General features: G+C 40.4%; 20 protein-coding genes. 13 read left to right on the top strand and 7 right to left on the bottom strand.

Going from position 1 to position 17,532, the window contains the following annotated elements; translation table 11 throughout:
• Positions 1-65: 65 nt before the first annotated feature.
• From ACSLUF_RS16075 to ACSLUF_RS16105, 7 genes are all read left to right on the top strand, one after another.
• Positions 66-1,943, top strand: a complete 1,878-nt coding sequence (locus tag ACSLUF_RS16075) for a T9SS type B sorting domain-containing protein (protein ID WP_435623678.1) — start codon at positions 66-68, stop codon at positions 1,941-1,943.
• A gap of 86 nt (positions 1,944-2,029) precedes the next feature.
• Positions 2,030-2,908 carry a cell division protein FtsX gene (locus tag ACSLUF_RS16080; RefSeq protein WP_435623679.1) on the top strand — a complete coding sequence of 293 codons (879 nt, stop codon included), beginning with the start codon at positions 2,030-2,032 and terminating at the stop codon, positions 2,906-2,908.
• 9 nt (positions 2,909-2,917) lie between these two features.
• On the top strand, positions 2,918-3,181 hold the full coding sequence (locus ACSLUF_RS16085) for a DUF3098 domain-containing protein (RefSeq protein ID WP_435623680.1): 264 nt from the start codon (positions 2,918-2,920) through the stop codon (positions 3,179-3,181).
• 1 nt (position 3,182) lies between these two features.
• On the top strand, positions 3,183-3,977 hold the full coding sequence (locus tag ACSLUF_RS16090) for an undecaprenyl-diphosphate phosphatase (protein WP_435623681.1): 795 nt from the start codon (positions 3,183-3,185) through the stop codon (positions 3,975-3,977).
• Positions 3,978-4,114: 137 nt separating this feature from the next.
• Positions 4,115-5,401 carry a hypothetical protein gene (locus tag ACSLUF_RS16095; protein ID WP_435623682.1) on the top strand — a complete coding sequence of 429 codons (1,287 nt, stop codon included), beginning with the start codon at positions 4,115-4,117 and terminating at the stop codon, positions 5,399-5,401.
• A gap of 68 nt (positions 5,402-5,469) precedes the next feature.
• A complete protein-coding gene (truB, locus tag ACSLUF_RS16100; RefSeq protein ID WP_435623683.1) occupies positions 5,470-6,174 on the top strand; it encodes a tRNA pseudouridine(55) synthase TruB in 705 nt (234 codons plus the stop codon).
• Positions 6,175-6,268: 94 nt separating this feature from the next.
• Positions 6,269-6,967, top strand: coding sequence for a hypothetical protein (locus ACSLUF_RS16105; protein WP_435623684.1), 699 nt, complete (start codon positions 6,269-6,271; stop codon positions 6,965-6,967).
• Here ACSLUF_RS16105 and ACSLUF_RS16110 read toward each other — a convergent pair.
• From ACSLUF_RS16110 to ACSLUF_RS16135, 6 genes are all read right to left on the bottom strand, one after another.
• On the bottom strand, positions 6,950-7,582 hold the full coding sequence (locus tag ACSLUF_RS16110) for a thioredoxin family protein (RefSeq protein ID WP_435623685.1): 633 nt from the start codon (positions 7,580-7,582) through the stop codon (positions 6,950-6,952). The genes ACSLUF_RS16105 and ACSLUF_RS16110 overlap by 18 nt on opposite strands.
• A 146-nt stretch (positions 7,583-7,728) precedes the next feature.
• Positions 7,729-8,637, bottom strand: coding sequence for a YitT family protein (locus ACSLUF_RS16115; RefSeq protein ID WP_435623686.1), 909 nt, complete (start codon positions 8,635-8,637; stop codon positions 7,729-7,731).
• A gap of 10 nt (positions 8,638-8,647) precedes the next feature.
• Complete coding sequence (locus tag ACSLUF_RS16120; RefSeq protein ID WP_435623687.1) at positions 8,648-10,012, bottom strand: TolC family protein; 1,365 nt, start codon at positions 10,010-10,012, stop codon at positions 8,648-8,650.
• A gap of 34 nt (positions 10,013-10,046) precedes the next feature.
• Positions 10,047-11,399, bottom strand: a complete 1,353-nt coding sequence (locus ACSLUF_RS16125; RefSeq protein ID WP_435623688.1) for an HlyD family secretion protein — start codon at positions 11,397-11,399, stop codon at positions 10,047-10,049.
• Positions 11,399-13,072, bottom strand: coding sequence for a peptidase domain-containing ABC transporter (locus ACSLUF_RS16130; RefSeq protein ID WP_435623689.1), 1,674 nt, complete (start codon positions 13,070-13,072; stop codon positions 11,399-11,401). The genes ACSLUF_RS16125 and ACSLUF_RS16130 overlap by 1 nt, the downstream gene beginning before the upstream one ends.
• Positions 13,065-13,751 carry a TetR/AcrR family transcriptional regulator gene (locus ACSLUF_RS16135; protein ID WP_435623690.1) on the bottom strand — a complete coding sequence of 229 codons (687 nt, stop codon included), beginning with the start codon at positions 13,749-13,751 and terminating at the stop codon, positions 13,065-13,067. The genes ACSLUF_RS16130 and ACSLUF_RS16135 overlap by 8 nt, the downstream gene beginning before the upstream one ends.
• A gap of 143 nt (positions 13,752-13,894) precedes the next feature.
• Here ACSLUF_RS16135 and ACSLUF_RS16140 point away from each other — a divergent pair, with 143 nt between their 5' ends.
• The gene (locus ACSLUF_RS16140) at positions 13,895-14,293 is read left to right on the top strand and encodes a hypothetical protein (RefSeq protein ID WP_435623691.1); all 399 of its coding nucleotides are present in this window, start codon (positions 13,895-13,897) and stop codon (positions 14,291-14,293) included.
• Positions 14,250-14,597 carry a hypothetical protein gene (locus ACSLUF_RS16145; protein ID WP_435623692.1) on the top strand — a complete coding sequence of 116 codons (348 nt, stop codon included), beginning with the start codon at positions 14,250-14,252 and terminating at the stop codon, positions 14,595-14,597. Before ACSLUF_RS16140 ends, ACSLUF_RS16145 begins: the two co-directional genes overlap by 44 nt.
• Here ACSLUF_RS16145 and ACSLUF_RS16150 read toward each other — a convergent pair.
• Positions 14,591-15,514 carry a LysR family transcriptional regulator gene (locus tag ACSLUF_RS16150; protein ID WP_435623693.1) on the bottom strand — a complete coding sequence of 308 codons (924 nt, stop codon included), beginning with the start codon at positions 15,512-15,514 and terminating at the stop codon, positions 14,591-14,593. The genes ACSLUF_RS16145 and ACSLUF_RS16150 overlap by 7 nt on opposite strands.
• A gap of 82 nt (positions 15,515-15,596) precedes the next feature.
• Here ACSLUF_RS16150 and ACSLUF_RS16155 point away from each other — a divergent pair, with 82 nt between their 5' ends.
• From ACSLUF_RS16155 to ACSLUF_RS16170, 4 genes are read left to right on the top strand one after another with little or no spacing between them, the layout of a single operon-like run.
• Positions 15,597-15,842: a hypothetical protein gene (locus tag ACSLUF_RS16155; RefSeq protein WP_435623694.1), complete on the top strand. Its 246-nt coding sequence runs from the start codon at positions 15,597-15,599 to the stop codon at positions 15,840-15,842.
• Positions 15,843-15,845: 3 nt separating this feature from the next.
• On the top strand, positions 15,846-16,139 hold the full coding sequence (locus tag ACSLUF_RS16160) for a hypothetical protein (protein WP_435623695.1): 294 nt from the start codon (positions 15,846-15,848) through the stop codon (positions 16,137-16,139).
• 4 nt (positions 16,140-16,143) lie between these two features.
• Positions 16,144-17,112: a sodium-dependent bicarbonate transport family permease gene (locus tag ACSLUF_RS16165; RefSeq protein ID WP_435623696.1), complete on the top strand. Its 969-nt coding sequence runs from the start codon at positions 16,144-16,146 to the stop codon at positions 17,110-17,112.
• A gap of 13 nt (positions 17,113-17,125) precedes the next feature.
• On the top strand, positions 17,126-17,497 hold the full coding sequence (locus tag ACSLUF_RS16170; RefSeq protein ID WP_435623697.1) for a hypothetical protein: 372 nt from the start codon (positions 17,126-17,128) through the stop codon (positions 17,495-17,497).
• The last annotated feature ends 35 nt before the right edge of the window (positions 17,498-17,532 follow it).

Here is a 17,532-nt window from a genome sequence, read left to right on the forward strand (position 1 = left end):
AGGTTTAATCCCCCAAATCCAAAAGGATAAAGCTTCCTGTATAACCCAGCTTTAAAAAATAAAAATTGCTTAAAATTAGATTTCTTTTCGTCTTGCTGATATGGTGCTTTTTTGTTGAGGAATCAAAGGCACAATTGGGTTTTTGTAGCGGAAATTCTGGTGACCCTATTTTTATAGAAACATTTGGGACCGGGGTTCAGGATGGACCTCCCTTACCTGCCGGAACTACAACATACAATTATGTGGATGGTGGACCTTTACAACCCGATGATGGAAATTACACCATCTCCAGTAGGACCAATTATTTTGATTGGTTTGACACTATGGATCGAACCCCTGGTGATGTAAATGGAAAGTCATTCATTGTCAATGCTAGCTTTACGGCTGACACCTTCTTCAATCGAAATATTACAGGTCTTTGTGAAAACACTTCCTATGAATTTTCCGCTTGGTTGATAAACCTATTACCGAGGTTTTCGCAATGTGAGACCCCCATACCTATCAATGTGAAATTTGAAATCCTGGACAGTTCGGGTACTCAGGTGTTGGCCTCCGGGAGTACTGGCGATATAAATTCAACTTCCACGCCCATTTGGAATCAATTTGGGTTGGTTTTCACCACACAAGTGGGTCAAAACTCGGTCATTTTGCGTATGTCAAACAATGGGAACGGTGGCTGCGGAAATGACCTAGCCATAGACGATATCGTTTTTCGAACCTGTGGTGACACTATTTCGATTGCCAATTCCAACAATAATACATTCATTGATGTTTGTGAGGATGAAACCCCTGTTACCACCACGCTGGTGGCAACTCCGGATTTTTCAGTTTTTCAGAATCATGTATATCAATGGCAGATTAGTTCAGATGGACAGAATTGGACTGATATTCCAGGCGAAAACAATCCCAGTTTCACTACTCCCGCTTTAAATCAAACAACATTTTACCGAGCCCTGGTTGCCGAAGATGTTATTAATCTGGCAAATTCAAGTTGCAATGTGGTTTCTGATGTTTTCACCGTTTCTGTCGTTCCTAAGCCCGAAGCCCCTCTAAGTCTCGGAGATGTTACAGTTTGCGGGGATAGTTTCGGCAGCGTATCCGTTTCTGCTCCTTCTGATGCGATAGTCAATTGGCACGATTCTCCTGTAGGGGGAAGTTTACTAGCTTCAAATACCATGAACTATCAAACTTCAGTAGGGGGTACCTTTTATGCAGAAGCTGTAAGTACCCGGGCGGGATGTACTTCGAACGAAAGAACGGCTGTCTCAATCGCGTTTTTCGATTTACCTGAATTAACGGATGAGCAGTTTACCTTTTGTGAAGGAGAATCCATCATAATTTCTGCCAATTTCCCAAATGCCGCATATCTATGGGAAACAGGGCAAACCACTGAAGAAATTACCGTAAACACCCCTGGAGTTTATCGAGTAACCGTAACCGATACAAACGGATGCTCAAGCACTAAGACCATTGCGCTGAGTCAAATTGATAGTCCAATTTTAGACAATGTGCGTTCCAATCATCGGGATATTATTGTTTCCATACAGAATGATGGGGACTTTGAGTATTCGCTTAACGGTATTACGTACCAAAACAGTCCAATTTTCGAGAATCTATTGGGTGGTAGCTATACTATATTCGTACGAAGCGATATCCGCTGTAATCCTATCATCTTCCCTTATCAACACCTTGTGGTCCCTCGCTTTTTTACTCCCAATGGAGACGGAGTGAATGATTTCTTTTCTCCTGAGGGTGCCCAACCATTCGACGAGTTTTCTGTTCGTATTTTTGATAGGACTTCAAGGCTGCTCTTCCAATCAGGAAACTTTAATTTTTCTTGGGATGGCACATTTAATGGTCGTCCGCTCCCTGAAAGTGACTATTGGTATCAAATTCGGATTGGAGAAAACCAGTTCACTGGACATTTTACCTTAAAACGATGAAATTTAATTCTCTAATTGTATCAAATAAGAATATTGAATTAGGTGTTACTGATTACTTTTCTATTTTTACGTACTGATTTTGCCCTATGAGCCAATATATTGAACGCTATCAAAGACGACGCTTGATTTCATCCTACTTTTCAGTAGTGTTGAGCATTGGTTTGGTTTTGTTTTTACTGGGTGTTTTGGGCCTTTTGGTGCTTAATACCAAAAAATTGGCGGATCACTTTAAAGAACAAATAACCATTTCCATTTTCTTAAAGGACAATGCCAAACCGGTTGAAATTGAACAGCTTCAGAAGAGTTTGGCACTCGCCGAATACACCAAATCGGCCAACTATGTGTCAAAAGAAGATGCCGCGGAACAGTATAGTGAGGATATTGGGGAAAATTTTGTGGAGTTTTTAGGATACAATCCTTTGAAGAATTCTGTGGATGTTAACCTCAAAGCCGAATTCGTTTCCCCGGGTCAGATTTCCGAGATTGCCAATGAAATTGAATCCAAAACTTATGTGGACGAAGTAAGTTACGACCAGCCTTTAATTTCACTGCTTAGTGACAACGTGCAACGAATTAGTCTTTGGATTTTAATTGCAAGTGGTGCTTTCACCTTTATATCGGTCTTACTCATCAATAGTTCGATTCGACTGTCAATTTATTCCAAAAGATTCATCATCAAGACCATGCAAATGGTAGGGGCTACAAAAAAGTTTATCAGAAGACCTTTTATTTGGACCAATATTCAGTTGGGAATGCTAGGGGCGCTAATAGCATTAATTGCTTTGGCCGTCGTGGTTTATTATATAGACCTCAACTTTCCGGAGTTGAACCTATTCCAAGATTTAATTACTCTTATTGGGTTGTTTGTCTCAGTGTTCGTTCTTGGGGTTTTGATCTCTTGGTTAAGTACCCATATCGCCACACAACGCTTTTTGAATTTAAGGACCGACGATCTTTATTATTAACTTTACAGCATGAGTAAGAAAAATAAGAAGGCAAAAGAACCTTCAAAAGAGTTCATATTTCAAAAACGAAATTATCTATTTCTTTTTATCGGACTCGCTTTCATTGCGTTGGGCTTCATTTTAATGAGTGGAGGAGGTAGTGACGACCCCAATGTTTTCAATCCCGACATTTATAGCTTTAGAAGAATACGTTTGGCACCCACCTTGGTTCTTGTCGGCTTGGGTATTCAGGTATATGCCATATTGTTGAATCCTCACAAAAAGAAAAAATAGTTTGGACGTTATTGACGCGATAATCCTTGGCATTATCCAAGGTTTGACTGAGTTCTTACCCGTATCTTCAAGTGGTCATTTAGAATTGGGCAAAGCCATTTTAGGAGCAGATGCTCTTCCTGAAGAAAGCCTTTTATTTACCGTAATTCTTCATTTTGCCACTGCTTTAAGTACCATTATTGTTTTTAGAAAAGATGTCATTGCCATTTTTAAGGGATTGTTCCAATTTAAATGGAACGAGGAAACCCAATTCTCTTTAAAAATTATCATCTCCATGGTACCTGCTGCTTTGGTAGGTTTCTTTTTAGAGGACTTTTTGGAGGTGTTTTTTGATGGCGCGATAATCATAGTAGGCATTATGCTTCTTATAACGGGCTTTCTTTTGTATTTGGCAGATATGGCCAAGACCACCGATAAAGGCGTTTCGTATCGGAGCGCTTTTGCCATCGGTATGGCCCAAGCTGTAGCTATTTTACCCGGAATATCAAGAAGCGGCGCCACAATTTCAGCCGCAGTTTTGCTAGGTGTGGATAAATCTAAATCCGCTCGCTTCTCATTTTTAATGGTTGTCCCTTTAATTTTTGGCAAAATGGCCAAAGATTTACTTAGCGGTGACATTCACTTTGCGGGAAATCAAACCATCGCCATCACGGCAGGTTTTATTGCAGCCTTTATTGCCGGTCTAGCTGCATGTACTTGGATGATCAAATTAGTTCGCCAAAGTAAGCTTACCTATTTTGCCATTTATTGTTTCATCGTTGGACTTATTGCAATTGCGTGGAGCATTTGGGGTTAAAGTTTAAGACCTACTAAAACTTTAAAAGATACCTCCAATCACATCATCCAGGGCCTTAGCGGCATAATAGTTGAGGGTAATTAAGAAATGGAGTAAAGCATTGTATTTGTAACTTTCCATAATCCTAAATATCCGCCATGAAAAGAATCTACCTTTTTGCCTTTTTAGTTTTTCTTTTTTCTGCTTGTGAAAACAAGGAAAACGACTCATATTGTATTGGTCCCATCGAAAACCAAAATACGGTAAGAGCCAATCCAGATAATCTAAATGGTCAGTTTCAGTTCGACTATCTGATTTCCTCACAATTGAAGTCCAATGCCGAAGGTTCTGAAGAAGTATACGAGCTTGATTATTTTGTAAATACTTCGGATGGTTCGAAGTTTTTATCCCGAACGACAATGATGGTGAATTTTGGTGAAATTGACAGTGAATTTGGTTCAGTTGATGGTGTTATCATTATGCCCAGTGGAAAGACGGTCATTTACGTCAATGATGCCCAATCCAATATGAAACGTGCCATTACGGTTGCTATGGATGGAACACGGGAGGATAAAATATTCAATGACTTCGTTTTTCTCAACGAATTTTTTTCCAATACCGCCAGCCTGAGAGAGGTTGCTGACTCTAAACCCAACTCAATCTCCCAAAAAACAAAGGCATTTACTGCTACGGTGAATGCCCCAAATGGTGAGAAAGCCAAAGTCACTATGCATTTTGGAGAAAACCAGAACGGTCGTGTAATAGAAACCGGAGTTCCTTTGGTAGGTTTACTGGTGGGTGTTGTCAAAGATAAGTCTATCGGTAAGTGCAATCGATTGGCCGTATACACCAAAGTGGAATCCGATGAAGGGGTTTTTGAAGCTACTCTTAACAAAATGACACCTTCATCACAAACTTTTGATGGGGCTTCTTATAAAGAAGCGACCTTAGGAGTAACCATGGGAGCGCAATCGTTTTCCAGTCAGGAAATCAGTGATGAAATGGATGAGGCCATGGAGCGGGATTACAACCGAATCCAAGTCCTTCTTGATAGACTTAAGGATTGTGCTTCAGACGATATTGATTGCAAAGAAGGAATAGAATTGCAAATGTTGGAAGTTCAGGACAGAATACAGAAACGTGTAGCCGACAATGCGTCGGACCCGAATGCTTTAGGAAATGAGGGAACCGACTTTGCGACTCAAAAGAGACAACTGGAACGGCGGCTAAATCGAATTACAGCGGAGATAATAAAACTAGGTGCCGATTGCGAGCGCATCAAACTTGAATTGGATAATTGTAAAAGTGGTTGTTCTGGATTGGAACGGGAAAGAAAACGTTGCAGACAGGAAATTGAAAAAAAGGAAAAGGAAGCACAAGCCATTTCGTGTCAGATGTTAAAGCTTATGGGCATTGAGGATGGGGTTGAAGACTGCGTTCAATAAAATTAAAATCAAGGTGTACCTTTGCTTCCCGAAAAACATACTCGAAAAGTTGGGGCATTAATTTCTAAATGGTGATATCCAAAACGTCTTTTTTAGAAGGTCAAATCCTATTGATAGATAAACCTTATAAATGGAGTTCTTTTCAGGCCTTGAATGCCGTAAAATGGGCCATTCGCAAAAAGTTTGACCTCAACAAGAAGTTTAAAATTGGTCATGCCGGCACCCTCGACCCTTTAGCAACGGGATTATTGGTCATCTGTACGGGTAAATTCACCAAAAAAATTCCAGACCTTCAGGGGCAGGTAAAAGAATATACCGGAACCATCACCTTAGGTGCAACCACGCCCTCTTATGATCTAGAAACAGCGGTTGACAAAACATACCCTACATCCCATATTACAGAACAGGCCGTGAGTGAAATACTGCCTAAGTTCACTGGTAAAATTGAACAAATACCTCCCCTTTTCTCAGCCTTAAAAAAAGACGGAAAAAGACTCTACGAATTTGCACGGGAAGGAAAGGAGGTCGAGATACAATCAAGAATTATTGAAATACTCGATTTCGAAATCACTAGGTTTGAAATGCCAGAGGTAGATTTTCGGGTAGTCTGCAGCAAAGGAACTTATATTCGTTCACTGGCCCATGATTTTGGAAAAGCACTAAATACTGGAGCCTACTTGAGCGCGCTCAGAAGAACCAAAATAGGCGATTTCAACGTATCTAAAGCTGTTACCCCTGAGGTTTTTAAGCAAAATATTGGGAGTAATGGTTAAAATCCTTAGAAAAAGCAGTTAGGGAAAAGCCAATAGTGAAATATTTTAATGAAAAAGTGGTTATTATAGCACCATGAATCTTAACCGTCAACAGTTGTCCTTTCTAATTACCTTCTTCTCTATGTCGTTGGTGATTTTGTTGTTGTACAACATTCACCTCGGGGGAATGAAGGAAGAAGAATACGTGATTGAGTTAAGTTTAGCCGATGAGGATATCGAAAAATTATTGGAGGAAGAGGAAAAAAGATTGGAAGAACTGACCAATAACGACCCCATTAAAAGTCATATGGCCCTTAATGAAACGGCAAAACCAACCGTTGGAAATCCAGAGCCTTTAAAAACCTTGGAAGAGTTGATGGAAGAGCGGGCTTTGAACAGTGAAGCCGGTGAGTCATCTACCTCTGATGGGGAATATGCCGAATACCTTAAGAAATTAGCTGAAAAAAGACAGGAGAAAAAACAGCAATTAAGCGAGCGTGAAGAACAAAAGGAAACCTTCACGAATGCACTTAAAGACAGAAGAACTTCTATCTCATACTCCCTTGTAGAACGAAACGCTTATTCACTACCGCCGCCTATTTACACCTGCATTGAAGGTGGAAAAGTGGTAATAAATATTAAAGTGGACGCCAGTGGGTATGTGATTGCAGCAGATTTCAATGATCAGAGCTCAGGTACTAGTAACGGCTGTCTGGTTGATAATGCCATACGCTATGCCCTCAAAGCTAGATTTAGTCCGGATTCCAAAAGTTCCCAGATAGGTACTATAACCTACTTATTTCAAAGTAAGTAGTCCTACTAGGTCTTCAAGTACATTTCGCCCTTTATCCCTGTTGTACCACATTTGAAGGTCTTGTTTGAACTCCGCGGTTAACTTCCCATGTTCTTTTTTGTAGTCCTCCACCATTTGCGTAGCCACACTTGGTCTTGGTCCCCAGTCGCCAACCACTTCCTCTTTATCCTTGTCCCAAAGAATCAATTTTGGGATTGAACGAGAGCCATTGGTCAAAAACTCGTCCATTAAAGGAAGATTTTCATCACGTAGGACAATCCTTAAATCAAAATTTTCGTTAAGCTCAGCTATTTTATTAATTACCGGTAGACTTGGTGATGCATCACCACACCAGCTTTCAGTCAAGACCAAAAAATCCAAATTGGAATCAAGATTGGCCAGCTTTTCCTGTATTTCCTCAGAAATCTTCAAAGTCTTATCCCAACGGGCCATTCTCCGGTCGTTCAACTCGGTATAATTGATTAGGGATTCCAACTGCTCAGGTCCTGAAGTAGAACGATTCTTTGCCAAATCATGCACCAACCCCCTATACTCCTCATAAGACATTCCCTCTTCTATTGCCGAGCGTACAATATCCATTACCTTTTCCTTGTAACTTTCAACCACTGTTTCCATACCAATAATTTTCCCAAAAGTAGTCCTTGCGGACAGCACAAATGTTGATTTTTATCATTTGTGGGATTGATTTAAAAAAACTTACACTTTCCCTTATCCAATGAATTTTAGTATTTCGATATGGCTTTGTATGGCCGTTGAAGTTCTCAATGATTCAGCAATCTTTTCTTTACCATTCCCCCCTTGGTATCATTGATGCTATTCATAACTACAAAGGCCTTTTTGTCAATCTTTTCGATTTCAATATGTAGTTTGCGAATCTCCAATCTGGTTATGACGGTATATATCACGTCATATTCAATCTGTTCTCCCTTTTTTCCATAGCCTCCACGAGCGTTATATATGGTAAGACCTCTACCCATAGTATCAATAATCATCTCACGCATTTCTTCACTTTTTTGAGAAATGATGGTCACCCCGGTGTATTCCTCGATCCCTTCAACAACAAAATCCAGTGTTCTGGAAGCCGCCAAATACGTCAACATGGAATACAAAGCGGCTTCTATGGATAGTAGATAAGCAGCAGCCAAAAAGATGATTAGATTTACAAGGATAATAATGTCTCCAATTTTGACTCCCCATTTTTTGCTAAGGAAAATAGCTAGGACTTCGGTGCCATCAAGGACACTTCCACCCCTAATGGAAAGTCCAATTCCTGCACCTAGAAAAAATCCACCAAAAACAGCCACTAATAGGCGGTCTTGGGTAACTTCCGGGAAAGTGACCAGAACCAAGGTCAACGCCAACCCCAAGATGGCAATTACTGCCTTAATGGCAAATTGTTTGCCGATAACCCGATATCCCATTATTAAAAATGGTATGTTGACCAAGATAATGAGTGCCCATAGGGGTACTTCGGCCACTTCAGAAATCAACAGCGAAATACCTGTGGCACCACCATCAATAAATCGGTTGGGTAAAAGAAAACTCTCCAAGCCAAAGGCGGCTGAAAAAATCCCCGAAACGATAAAAAAGGCATCCTTAAGGCCCGAAGAAATTGAGAGTTTTAGGTTCTGCCTTCTGTCATCTTCAAGTAAGATTTTCTTTTGAGCCATAGCACATGTGTTACAAATCGACTGGATTTATGGCCAAGCTCTTAAACAACATGGCTTTAGTAAGAAAGAATTTATTCTGTACCTCGTTTTGTTTGAGAAAAGCGTCAATAAGACTACTCTCGCGTGAGTTGATCAGAAACAAGGAACTTTCCCCAAAACTGAACTTTCGTTCTTCTGCGGACAGCAACGTACTATAGTCCCTTACAATATTTGCTATCAATTGATTTTGGGTAGTATAGGAATCCAGTTCCCTATATATGGCAATCACCTTGTTCTGAATTTCCACTAGAGCATTGTCTCGCTCAAACTCGGCATCCCTCAGTTTGAACTTGGCCAATTTTAAATCCCCTCTTTCCTTTCTTAAGAAAATAGGCACACTAAAAACCACACCTCCCTTAAACTCGTTGGTTTCCAAAGAGCCAATATTTCCTGGGGTCTCCGTCAAAAAATTATACTCAACATCCAGCGTGGGAAGGAGTTTGTTTGCTTTCAGTCTTTTGTCTACCACAAGCCCATCAATCTTGTATTCCAAGGATCGAATTTTTGGATGGTTCTCCAAGGTAAAACTATCCAAAGGTCTGCCCATAATCTCCAAGGTCTCGTCGATATCCTCTTCAACAGCACTATCCGGCACCACATTCGGCTGCAATTCAATAGGAAAATCATTTAGCCAAAGAAAATTGGACAACTCCAAGGAACGCTTTATGAGTTTTACCCGAGCTTGCTCCAAGCTCAAGGCCCTGTTCTGCACCGCAATTTTTGCTTCAACAGTGTCAATGACGGCAATATCCCCGGCAAGTGCACTTTTTTTGATTCCTTGAAACCGCCGATCCGCATTCTGTAAAAAGTCCCTGAAAATCTCTGCGTCCTGATACGCTCGCAACCAATCAAAATAGGCCAATGAGGCTTCATAAAGAATTTTGTTGACCAACAAATCTTGGTCAGCCTTGCTCTGCTCCCTGAAAAACTTTGCTCTTTTCAGAGTTGCCATACGCTCGTTTATCCAAAAACCATCTGCCAATGAAAATGAGATTCCTAGACTGTACAATCCATCATCCGGCAGAAACTCATCTGGATTGGTGAATTCCCCTTGAATTTGCTCAAAATTCCCTTTAAGTTCTATTCCGTACCAAGTGGGTATTTTGAACGTAGCATTTAGACGATCCCAGTATTCGGTTCCTTGAAACTCTTTCCTGTTATAGTCCACTTCTATTTTGGGGTCGAAACCGCCCCTAGCCCTCATAAGGTTAGCTTGACCGATGGGAATGGTTAGCTGAGCCTGTTTGGCCACGGGATGATATTTCTTTACGTAGCCCAAGAACTCCTTAAACTTGAGGACAACGGTATCTTGCTGCCCATACAAGCCTGAGGTCATTGCTAGGAAGCAAAACAGGATGAAAAAGTAATGCCTATTTTTTTGCAACATCGGACTTGCCGTTTTCAGGTTGATAATAGTTTGGTGGGAATCCATTCAACTGTCGCCATAATTCAAACCAGATTGGAACGTCTTCCAAGAGAGCGATAGTATTTGCCCCCGACCCGACGCGCAGGTCTTGCGGCCATTCCTGGTCCTCCCCGTCTGGCGCCAATAGGATTCTGTACTTTCCATTTTCGCTGATGAAGGTTTCAATGGCAACCACTTCGCCTCCATAGGTTCCAAAGGAAAGGTTGGGCCAGCCACTAAAGAAAATAGCAGGCCATCCATCAAACTCAATACGGACCTTTTCGCCAATATGGACTAAGGGAAGGTCAATGGGCTCCACAAAAGTTTCTACAGCCATATCATATCTTGCGGGCATAATACCTACCAATCGATCCCCTTCTTTGAAGGTTTCGCCAATACCCCCTTGTATTGCACGGTTTATGAATCCGCTTTGAGGAGCTGTTATATAATAGAGGTTATTTCGAATGGAATAGTTGGTATACTCATTCTCCAACTTGGTCACCTGGGCCTCCGAGTCAAACTGACTGGATTGCGCTGTGTATTTATCACTACGTGCCTTTGAAATCTTATCGGTGTATTCAGCTTGGACCCGGGTAATCTCGACCTGGGCATTCAATACCTCATTTTTACTGGCCAAAAGCTTGTTTTCTTGCGAAATCAGCTTCGCTTGGGTCTCTTGAAGCTTGAGCCTTTTTTCCTCCACATCGGTTATAGCTTTCAGACCTTCAGATTCCAACTGCGTAGTACGGTCAAATTGCCTTTGCGCTATTAAAATGTTTGTTTTTGCCGCCTCAAGGTCAATACTATCACTTTGTACCTTTAATTTTGACTGCAACAGTTTATTCTGAGCCTGTTCCAATTTCAATGACCTTTCTGTAGTCAGTGCCCCGATTTGTGTTTCCAGTGCCTTAACCTTTTCCTGATAGGAGGTAACCGACATCTCTTTTGCCCTTATTTGTTGACCTGTTCGCTCAACCAAATTGGGGTCAAAATATTCGTTCTTAATCTCAGAAATATGTAAAATAGTATCTCCTCTTTTAACAAAGTCTCCCTCACGAACAAACCATTTTTCAATACGTCCCGGTATGGGTGATTGGATGGTCTGCGGCCTTTGATCAGGAGTCAAGGTGGTCAAAAAACCTCTTCCCTTAACGTTCTGTGTCCATGGTAAAAACATGATGAAAAAGGCTATGATGAAAAACACCGCCAAAAATCGATTGAAGTGCTTATAGTGTTTTCTGTGAAAGACCTTTAGCCCGGCCTTATATTCAGAAATATCAACCTTTTGATTCAGTTTATTATGTGAAATATTAAGCATTACTTCCTGATTTCGTTAATTATTTTCCCATTTGACATGGTTATGATCCTACCACAACGCTCTGTCCATTTTGGGTTTTCACTGACAATCACTAAAGCCCAACCATTCTCAGAATCGGTAAGAAAATCCATTATGTTTTCCGCTTCTGTCTCATTAAATTGATCTAACGGGTCCTTCAGAATAAGTAGCTTTGGACGTCTCACAATACTGCGTGCCAATACAATCTTTTTGGATATCGTATAGGGTATCTGTCTTCCTTCCGGATATAGAATCGTGTTCAAACCTTGGGGTTGTTCCTTGACAAATTGGGTCAAGCCCGTTTTTTCCAAAGCCCAGTACACATCTTCCTTGGAAATATCTTCACTCCCAAAAGTGATATTGTTCAATAAGGTTCCCTCAAATGGGGATTCTTCGGATAAAGACTGTCCCAAATGGGAGCGATAATAATTTAGGTTTACCCCTTGAAGTGCAACATTGTTTACAAAAATCTTACCCTCATCCGGTTCCAAAATACCAGCAATAAGACGAAGCAGGGTAGTCTTTCCAGAGCCGCTTGAGCCTTGCAAGAGTATCGTACAGGAAGGTGAAATGGACATTGAGAGATCATCAATAATTTTCTTGTCACGCTCTGGAACATTATAAGATAGGCTATCGAGTTCCACTGTAAAGCCATCGTCTTCTTTAAAAGGTCTTTCCCCTTCCTGAGGTTCCAATTGCTTGTCAACTACCTGTCCCAGTTTTTCCAAGGAAGTCAAAAGGTCATAGAATGTCTCCAATCCCAAAATCAACTTTTCCACGGAGCTGATGACCAATAAAATAATAAGCTCAGCCGCTACAAATTGACCAATATTCATCTCCTGATTCAGGACCAAAAGCCCTCCTATTAGAAGAAGTCCTGCTGTCACCAACACTTTAAACCCAACCATTTGCACAAATTGCAGGATAAGTATCTTGAAATGGCGTTCCCGTGCATCCAAGTATCCCGCCACAAGCGTATCGTTCTTGTCAATAGCATGGGATGTCTTTCCAGATAGTTTGAAACTCACCAAACTCCTTGCGACCTCCTGAATCCAATGGGCAACCATGTATTTATTCTTGGATTCATCCAAACTGGTTTCCAAACCTCTTTGTGCTGTGTATTTGAAAACCACGTAGATTAGAAGAATCAGAAGAATTCCATAAATGATGAAGAAAGGGTGATAAAAGGAGAGCAAAAGCAATCCAAATATAATTTGCAAAAGTGCCGCCGGAAAATCAATTAGAATCTTAGAAAGCGACTTTTGGACCGTAAGGGTATCAAAAAATCGATTCGCTAATTCCGGTGGGTAGTAATTCCGAAGCTGGCTCATTCGTATCTTAGGAAATCGATAGGCAAACTCAAAAGATGATCTGGTGAAAATCTTTTGTTGGACATTTTCAATTATCCGTATCTGCATCAATTGCAAGGTGCCCACAAAAGCAACACCAAGCGTCACCAAAACAACCAAAACTATCCAAGACGTACTGACCTGAGCACCCTGAATCAGGTTAATTATGGCCTGAATTCCCAAAGGCAGGGAAAGATTCACCAAGCCTGCAAAAATCGCATAATAAAAGATTTGCAGCACATCTTTTTTATCCAAAGTAAGGAGCCCCATCAGGCGCTGCCATGCCGTTAATATGTTTTTAGCCATTAACTTTTGGTTTAAGGGCCCTAAAGGCCAAATCCATAAAATATTCAGTTGGTGTGGTTACATCATTGCAGTCAGTAAGAACAGGAAAGTGCTCTTTTAGAAAATATTGGTGCAAAGAGCCCTCCAAAATGGTGCTAGCCAAACTGGAAGGATAGGGATAGTCGCCATCCAAAGCCACAATCATCTCATGCAACCGATTAACCAATCGTTTGTATATGATGAAATAACCATCCTTATTCTCGCGGTCTACTTCTTTGGTGAGGTAAGATTTGGAATATTCGTTGATTACTATTTTGTTCAACAGCACCTCATCGATGTGGGAAAAAGAAACATCTTGCTCAACTGTTTGGGTCAATATTTCAATAGCTCTCCTAAGCTTTTCTCTTTTATCCATAATTCCATTGGTAGCGAATACCATTTTATACTCCAACCACCCCCAGTACCAGGATGCCAAATACAACAAAAGCTTATGCTTGTTTTCGAAGTATCTGTAAATAGAACTTTCATTGGATTTGATACGCTCGCCCAGTTTTCTGAAGGTGAAGCTTTCAAACCCCATTTCGTCTATCATCAGTATACTTTGCTCTATAATGCGTTTGCCCAAATCTGATGATTCAGGGTCCTTTACATAAATTTTGTCATTGATACCTATCCGAATTGTATGCATTAATCTTTCCATTGCAATAACTCTTTCATTAAATCGAACGCAAATATAACAGTATTACTATCATATATTAATAGTTTAACTACTTATTAACAATAGTAATGCTTTTTTATTTGCAATTAAAACTATCTTTATGCAGTTAACTGAAGGTCAGGCCTATGCAGAAAAGATTACGTTACACAATTTTATTGGCCATTTTGTTTTGTTCTTTCCTGGGAGCTCAAGAACATTCAAAAACTATAAGTTTTGAACACTTTACGGAAAGTAGAGGTGATTCGGAATCTGGTCTGATTCTTGAAATTCCACAGTCCCAAATCATTGTTCTGGAAAACTCATTACGAACACGTTCCGGTTTTGGAATGCGTCTCAACTTCAATGGGGCCATGGTCATTATTGATCAAATGGAGGTTCTGCGGGACGGAAGAACCCAAGTGGTTCTTAGAAGAGAAGATGGTCGAAATTTTTATGGATATAAACCCACCTTAAAAGCTGTTCTAACTAACAATCAACAAAATGAAAAACAAGGTGCTCAATTGGCTAAAGACGAAAAAAGATAACCCAGTCTGCGAAGCTTCCTATGAGGTGCGTTTGGTAGAAGGGGTCTTTGAGCCGGCTGAATCAGCAGAGGTTTTGTTGTCTTTACTTAACTACAAAATCAAATTTCATACGGTCCAACTTTTGAACTTACAAAACGAGCAAAGTAAGAATCTTGAACAATCCAGAAAGCGAATAGAAGAACTTAAAGCGGCCAAAAAGGAGGTTACCGATTTGTTGGTTGATGCCCGAGAAAAAGGTTTGGTTCTGGATATTCAAAGTACCATAAAAATAAGTCCCAAAATCAATTTGAATACTTCTCAATAGTCGTTCAACCATTTGAACTTGGAACTCATAATATCTTCCTTGTTTGTTTTTAGATATTCCAAAAGTGAAGAAGCTACGGGTGAAAGCTTTTTGTTTTTCAGCCAGACCAAATTCCACGTTGTGATAATGGGTAGGTTTTTTGATGGGATAACATTCAATTCCCCATTTGTCAACTCCCTATGCACCCCTATCAAAGGCATAATGGAACAACCGAGGCCAGCAATTACCGCTTGTTTTACGGCCTCATTGGAGGTAAGCTCAATTTTTTTTCCAACGGTAATGCTACGCTGGGATAAGTAACTCTCCATAGCTGCCCTAGTTGCTGACCCCTTTTCCCTAAAAATCAAGGGGGTATCGTTGGAGAATACGTTCTTCCCAATTTTTAGCTTTTCAAAATATTTGGGATTCCCCACCAGCTGCAATACGTTTTTCATTAAACTCACCTTATTTAGGTTGAGGTGTTGCGGTAACACGCTCACAAGGGCAAAATCTACTTGATTTTCCTCCAAAGTTTCTACGACTCTAGACTTGTTTGTTACATCCATAACCAGATCCACACCTGGGTTCTCCCTAACAAAATCTGATAAAAAATATGGCATTACATATTTTCCGGTGGATACCACAGATATTTTCAGTCTTCCAGCCAACTCTCCCTGATACGCCAAAAGTTTATAGTTGATGCTATCTACTTCCCTCAAAATTCGTTTGGCAGCCGAAGCAATTTCATTTCCAAAATCGGTAATGAATAGTTGTCTCCCAACGACCTCAGTTAGTGGAATAGGAAATTGATTTTGAAAATTCTTTAACTGTATGGACACCGCTGGTTGGGTCAAATGCAACTCTTCCGAGGCCTTGGTAATACTTTGTTTTTCAACGATTTTAAGAAAAATCCGAAGCTGGTTTAAAGTATAATTCATAAATATTCTTTATTCATGTGATAATAAATATAAATAAAGATATATAATATTTATGTATAATCTTTGCCACAAATTTAGATTTATGGAAGAAAAACTCTCGTTGCCCTACAAACAACAAAACAAATCAAAAAGCATTAAATGGACCTTTAATCGCGAGCTGGCGGCAAGAGCCATATTTATCGGGATGACTTGTTTTTTCATCAGTCTATCCATTCAGAATGACCTGATGTTCCTGAACGAAATTCTAATTGCTTCCGGAATACTGGCCCTTCTTCTTATTGGCTCCGCATTTAAAAGTAAAAAAGTTGACAAAATTCAAAAATCATAAACTATGGAAACACTAATTAAAACAAAACAAAAAATTCAATTGGTAGATGGTTCTTTCTCTCCATCTGAAGCATCTGACGTAATTATAGCGTTGTTGGAAGAGAAAATAAACTTTCACAAACTTCAGCGTCTTTCCTGGTGCGAGGGGAACAAGGATGCAAACACTAAGTATCCAGATGACCGTATCCAAGAATTGGAAAACGAAAAACAGATTGCGAAAAACTTTATAAACAGCGTTCGTTTTGAAGGGAAAAGACTTCGAATCAACGGCGTTCTCAACATCACTTTGGAAGAATAAGCACATGGATTTGCACCTTCTTTTTGATAACCTTACCAACCCAGCGTTACTTTTTTTCTTTTTGGGCATTGTAGCCGTTCAGTTAAAAAGTGACCTTACCATTCCTGAAAACTCATCCAAGTTTATTTCTCTTTACCTACTTTTTGCTATCGGTTTTAAGGGCGGATTGGAACTTTCGCATAGCGAGTTCAGCATGGAAATAATCTGGTCGTTGTTTTTTGGGATTTTCTTGGCCATAGCCGTTCCCGTTTTTGCCTATTTCATTCTTAGGCGAAAATTTAGTGTGGAAAACTCCGGAGCCATTGCGGCAGCTTACGGCTCGGTCAGTGCCGTTACGTTTGTCACAGCCATATCCTTTTTGGAGATGGAAACTATCGAATTTGGAGGTCACATGGTCGCCGTTATGGCTTTGATGGAGGCCCCTTCTATAATCGTTGGAGTTTTGCTTATGGCATTATTCCAGAAAAACAGAAAAGAGAAAAGTGACTTTGGCAAGGTGCTACATCATTCTGTAACCAATGGAAGCGTGCTTCTTATTTTAGGCAGTCTGGCTATTGGTTTTATGGCTAATGAGCAACAGGCTGAGGGCATTAAGCCTTTTACCACCGACATTTTTAAAGGTTTTCTGGCAGTTTTTCTGCTAGATATGGGAATTATGTGTGGTAGAAAGTTGGGAGACTTCGTGAAAAAAGGAAAGTTTGCGCTCTTTTTTTCCGTTGGCCTACCGATAATCAATGGTTGTTTAGTGGCTTGGTTCAGTCAATTTATTACCGATAGTACGGGAAATCGATTCCTTTTTGCCATTCTTGCTGCTAGTGCGTCTTACATTGCCGTCCCGGCAGCTATGAGAATTGCGGCCCCAAAGGCAAGCCCCAGCTTATACGTTCCAATGGCACTTGCCATTACATTCCCCTTCAACATTACCCTGGGAATGCCACTTTACCTTTTTATGATTCAAAGTTTCTCTACCTAATAATTCAGTCACCATGAAAATTAAAAGAAAAAGACCATCCCTATTTCCCAACCATGGAACTGAAAAATTAGCTCCGGTGATTCCTATTCAGCCCTTCCAATTAAAATTGGGAGCAAACTTCAGGGTGGGCAATCCGGCGAACGCAGCCTATCTTTTTTTGTGGAACTCCCTGAAGCAAAAAGTGAATTATCTGCACAAACCCGATTTACCCAGCAGTGATATGGTGGATCAGGTTGTAACCATCACAGGAATACTCAAACGAAAGAACAATACGTACACCGCCATTCTTGAACGGAAGGACAAGCATGAGTTTTATAAAGGACTTCGTAAAATATATGCCGATATAGAGAATGCTGTGGTGGCCAGGGAACTAATTTCCCTCTAAATCGATAAGGTTTTGGATTATCTTTATCCAAAACA

The sequence above is a fragment of the Flagellimonas sp. genome (assembly GCF_965601775.1).
Taxonomy (GTDB): domain Bacteria; phylum Bacteroidota; class Bacteroidia; order Flavobacteriales; family Flavobacteriaceae; genus Flagellimonas.

Bases quoted from the DNA above. Each gene is read 5' to 3' on its own strand.
- ACSLUF_RS16095 (WP_435623682.1), top strand. From the start codon at position 4,115: ATGAAAAGAATCTACCTTTTTGCCTTTTTAGTTTTTCTTTTTTCTGCT.
- ACSLUF_RS16115 (WP_435623686.1), bottom strand. From the start codon at position 8,637: ATGGCTCAAAAGAAAATCTTACTTGAAGATGACAGAAGGCAGAACCTA.
- ACSLUF_RS16140 (WP_435623691.1), top strand. From the start codon at position 13,895: ATGCAGAAAAGATTACGTTACACAATTTTATTGGCCATTTTGTTTTGT.
- ACSLUF_RS16160 (WP_435623695.1), top strand. From the start codon at position 15,846: ATGGAAACACTAATTAAAACAAAACAAAAAATTCAATTGGTAGATGGT.
- ACSLUF_RS16165 (WP_435623696.1), top strand. From the start codon at position 16,144: ATGGATTTGCACCTTCTTTTTGATAACCTTACCAACCCAGCGTTACTT.
- ACSLUF_RS16120 (WP_435623687.1), bottom strand. From the start codon at position 10,012: ATGACCTCAGGCTTGTATGGGCAGCAAGATACCGTTGTCCTCAAGTTT.
- ACSLUF_RS16135 (WP_435623690.1), bottom strand. From the start codon at position 13,751: ATGGAAAGATTAATGCATACAATTCGGATAGGTATCAATGACAAAATT.
- ACSLUF_RS16150 (WP_435623693.1), bottom strand. From the start codon at position 15,514: ATGAATTATACTTTAAACCAGCTTCGGATTTTTCTTAAAATCGTTGAA.
- ACSLUF_RS16155 (WP_435623694.1), top strand. From the start codon at position 15,597: ATGGAAGAAAAACTCTCGTTGCCCTACAAACAACAAAACAAATCAAAA.
- ACSLUF_RS16125 (WP_435623688.1), bottom strand. From the start codon at position 11,399: ATGCTTAATATTTCACATAATAAACTGAATCAAAAGGTTGATATTTCT.
- ACSLUF_RS16080 (WP_435623679.1), top strand. From the start codon at position 2,030: ATGAGCCAATATATTGAACGCTATCAAAGACGACGCTTGATTTCATCC.
- ACSLUF_RS16085 (WP_435623680.1), top strand. From the start codon at position 2,918: ATGAGTAAGAAAAATAAGAAGGCAAAAGAACCTTCAAAAGAGTTCATA.
- ACSLUF_RS16110 (WP_435623685.1), bottom strand. From the start codon at position 7,582: ATGGAAACAGTGGTTGAAAGTTACAAGGAAAAGGTAATGGATATTGTA.
- ACSLUF_RS16145 (WP_435623692.1), top strand. From the start codon at position 14,250: ATGAAAAACAAGGTGCTCAATTGGCTAAAGACGAAAAAAGATAACCCA.
- ACSLUF_RS16170 (WP_435623697.1), top strand. From the start codon at position 17,126: ATGAAAATTAAAAGAAAAAGACCATCCCTATTTCCCAACCATGGAACT.
- ACSLUF_RS16130 (WP_435623689.1), bottom strand. From the start codon at position 13,072: ATGGCTAAAAACATATTAACGGCATGGCAGCGCCTGATGGGGCTCCTT.
- truB (WP_435623683.1), top strand. From the start codon at position 5,470: ATGGTGATATCCAAAACGTCTTTTTTAGAAGGTCAAATCCTATTGATA.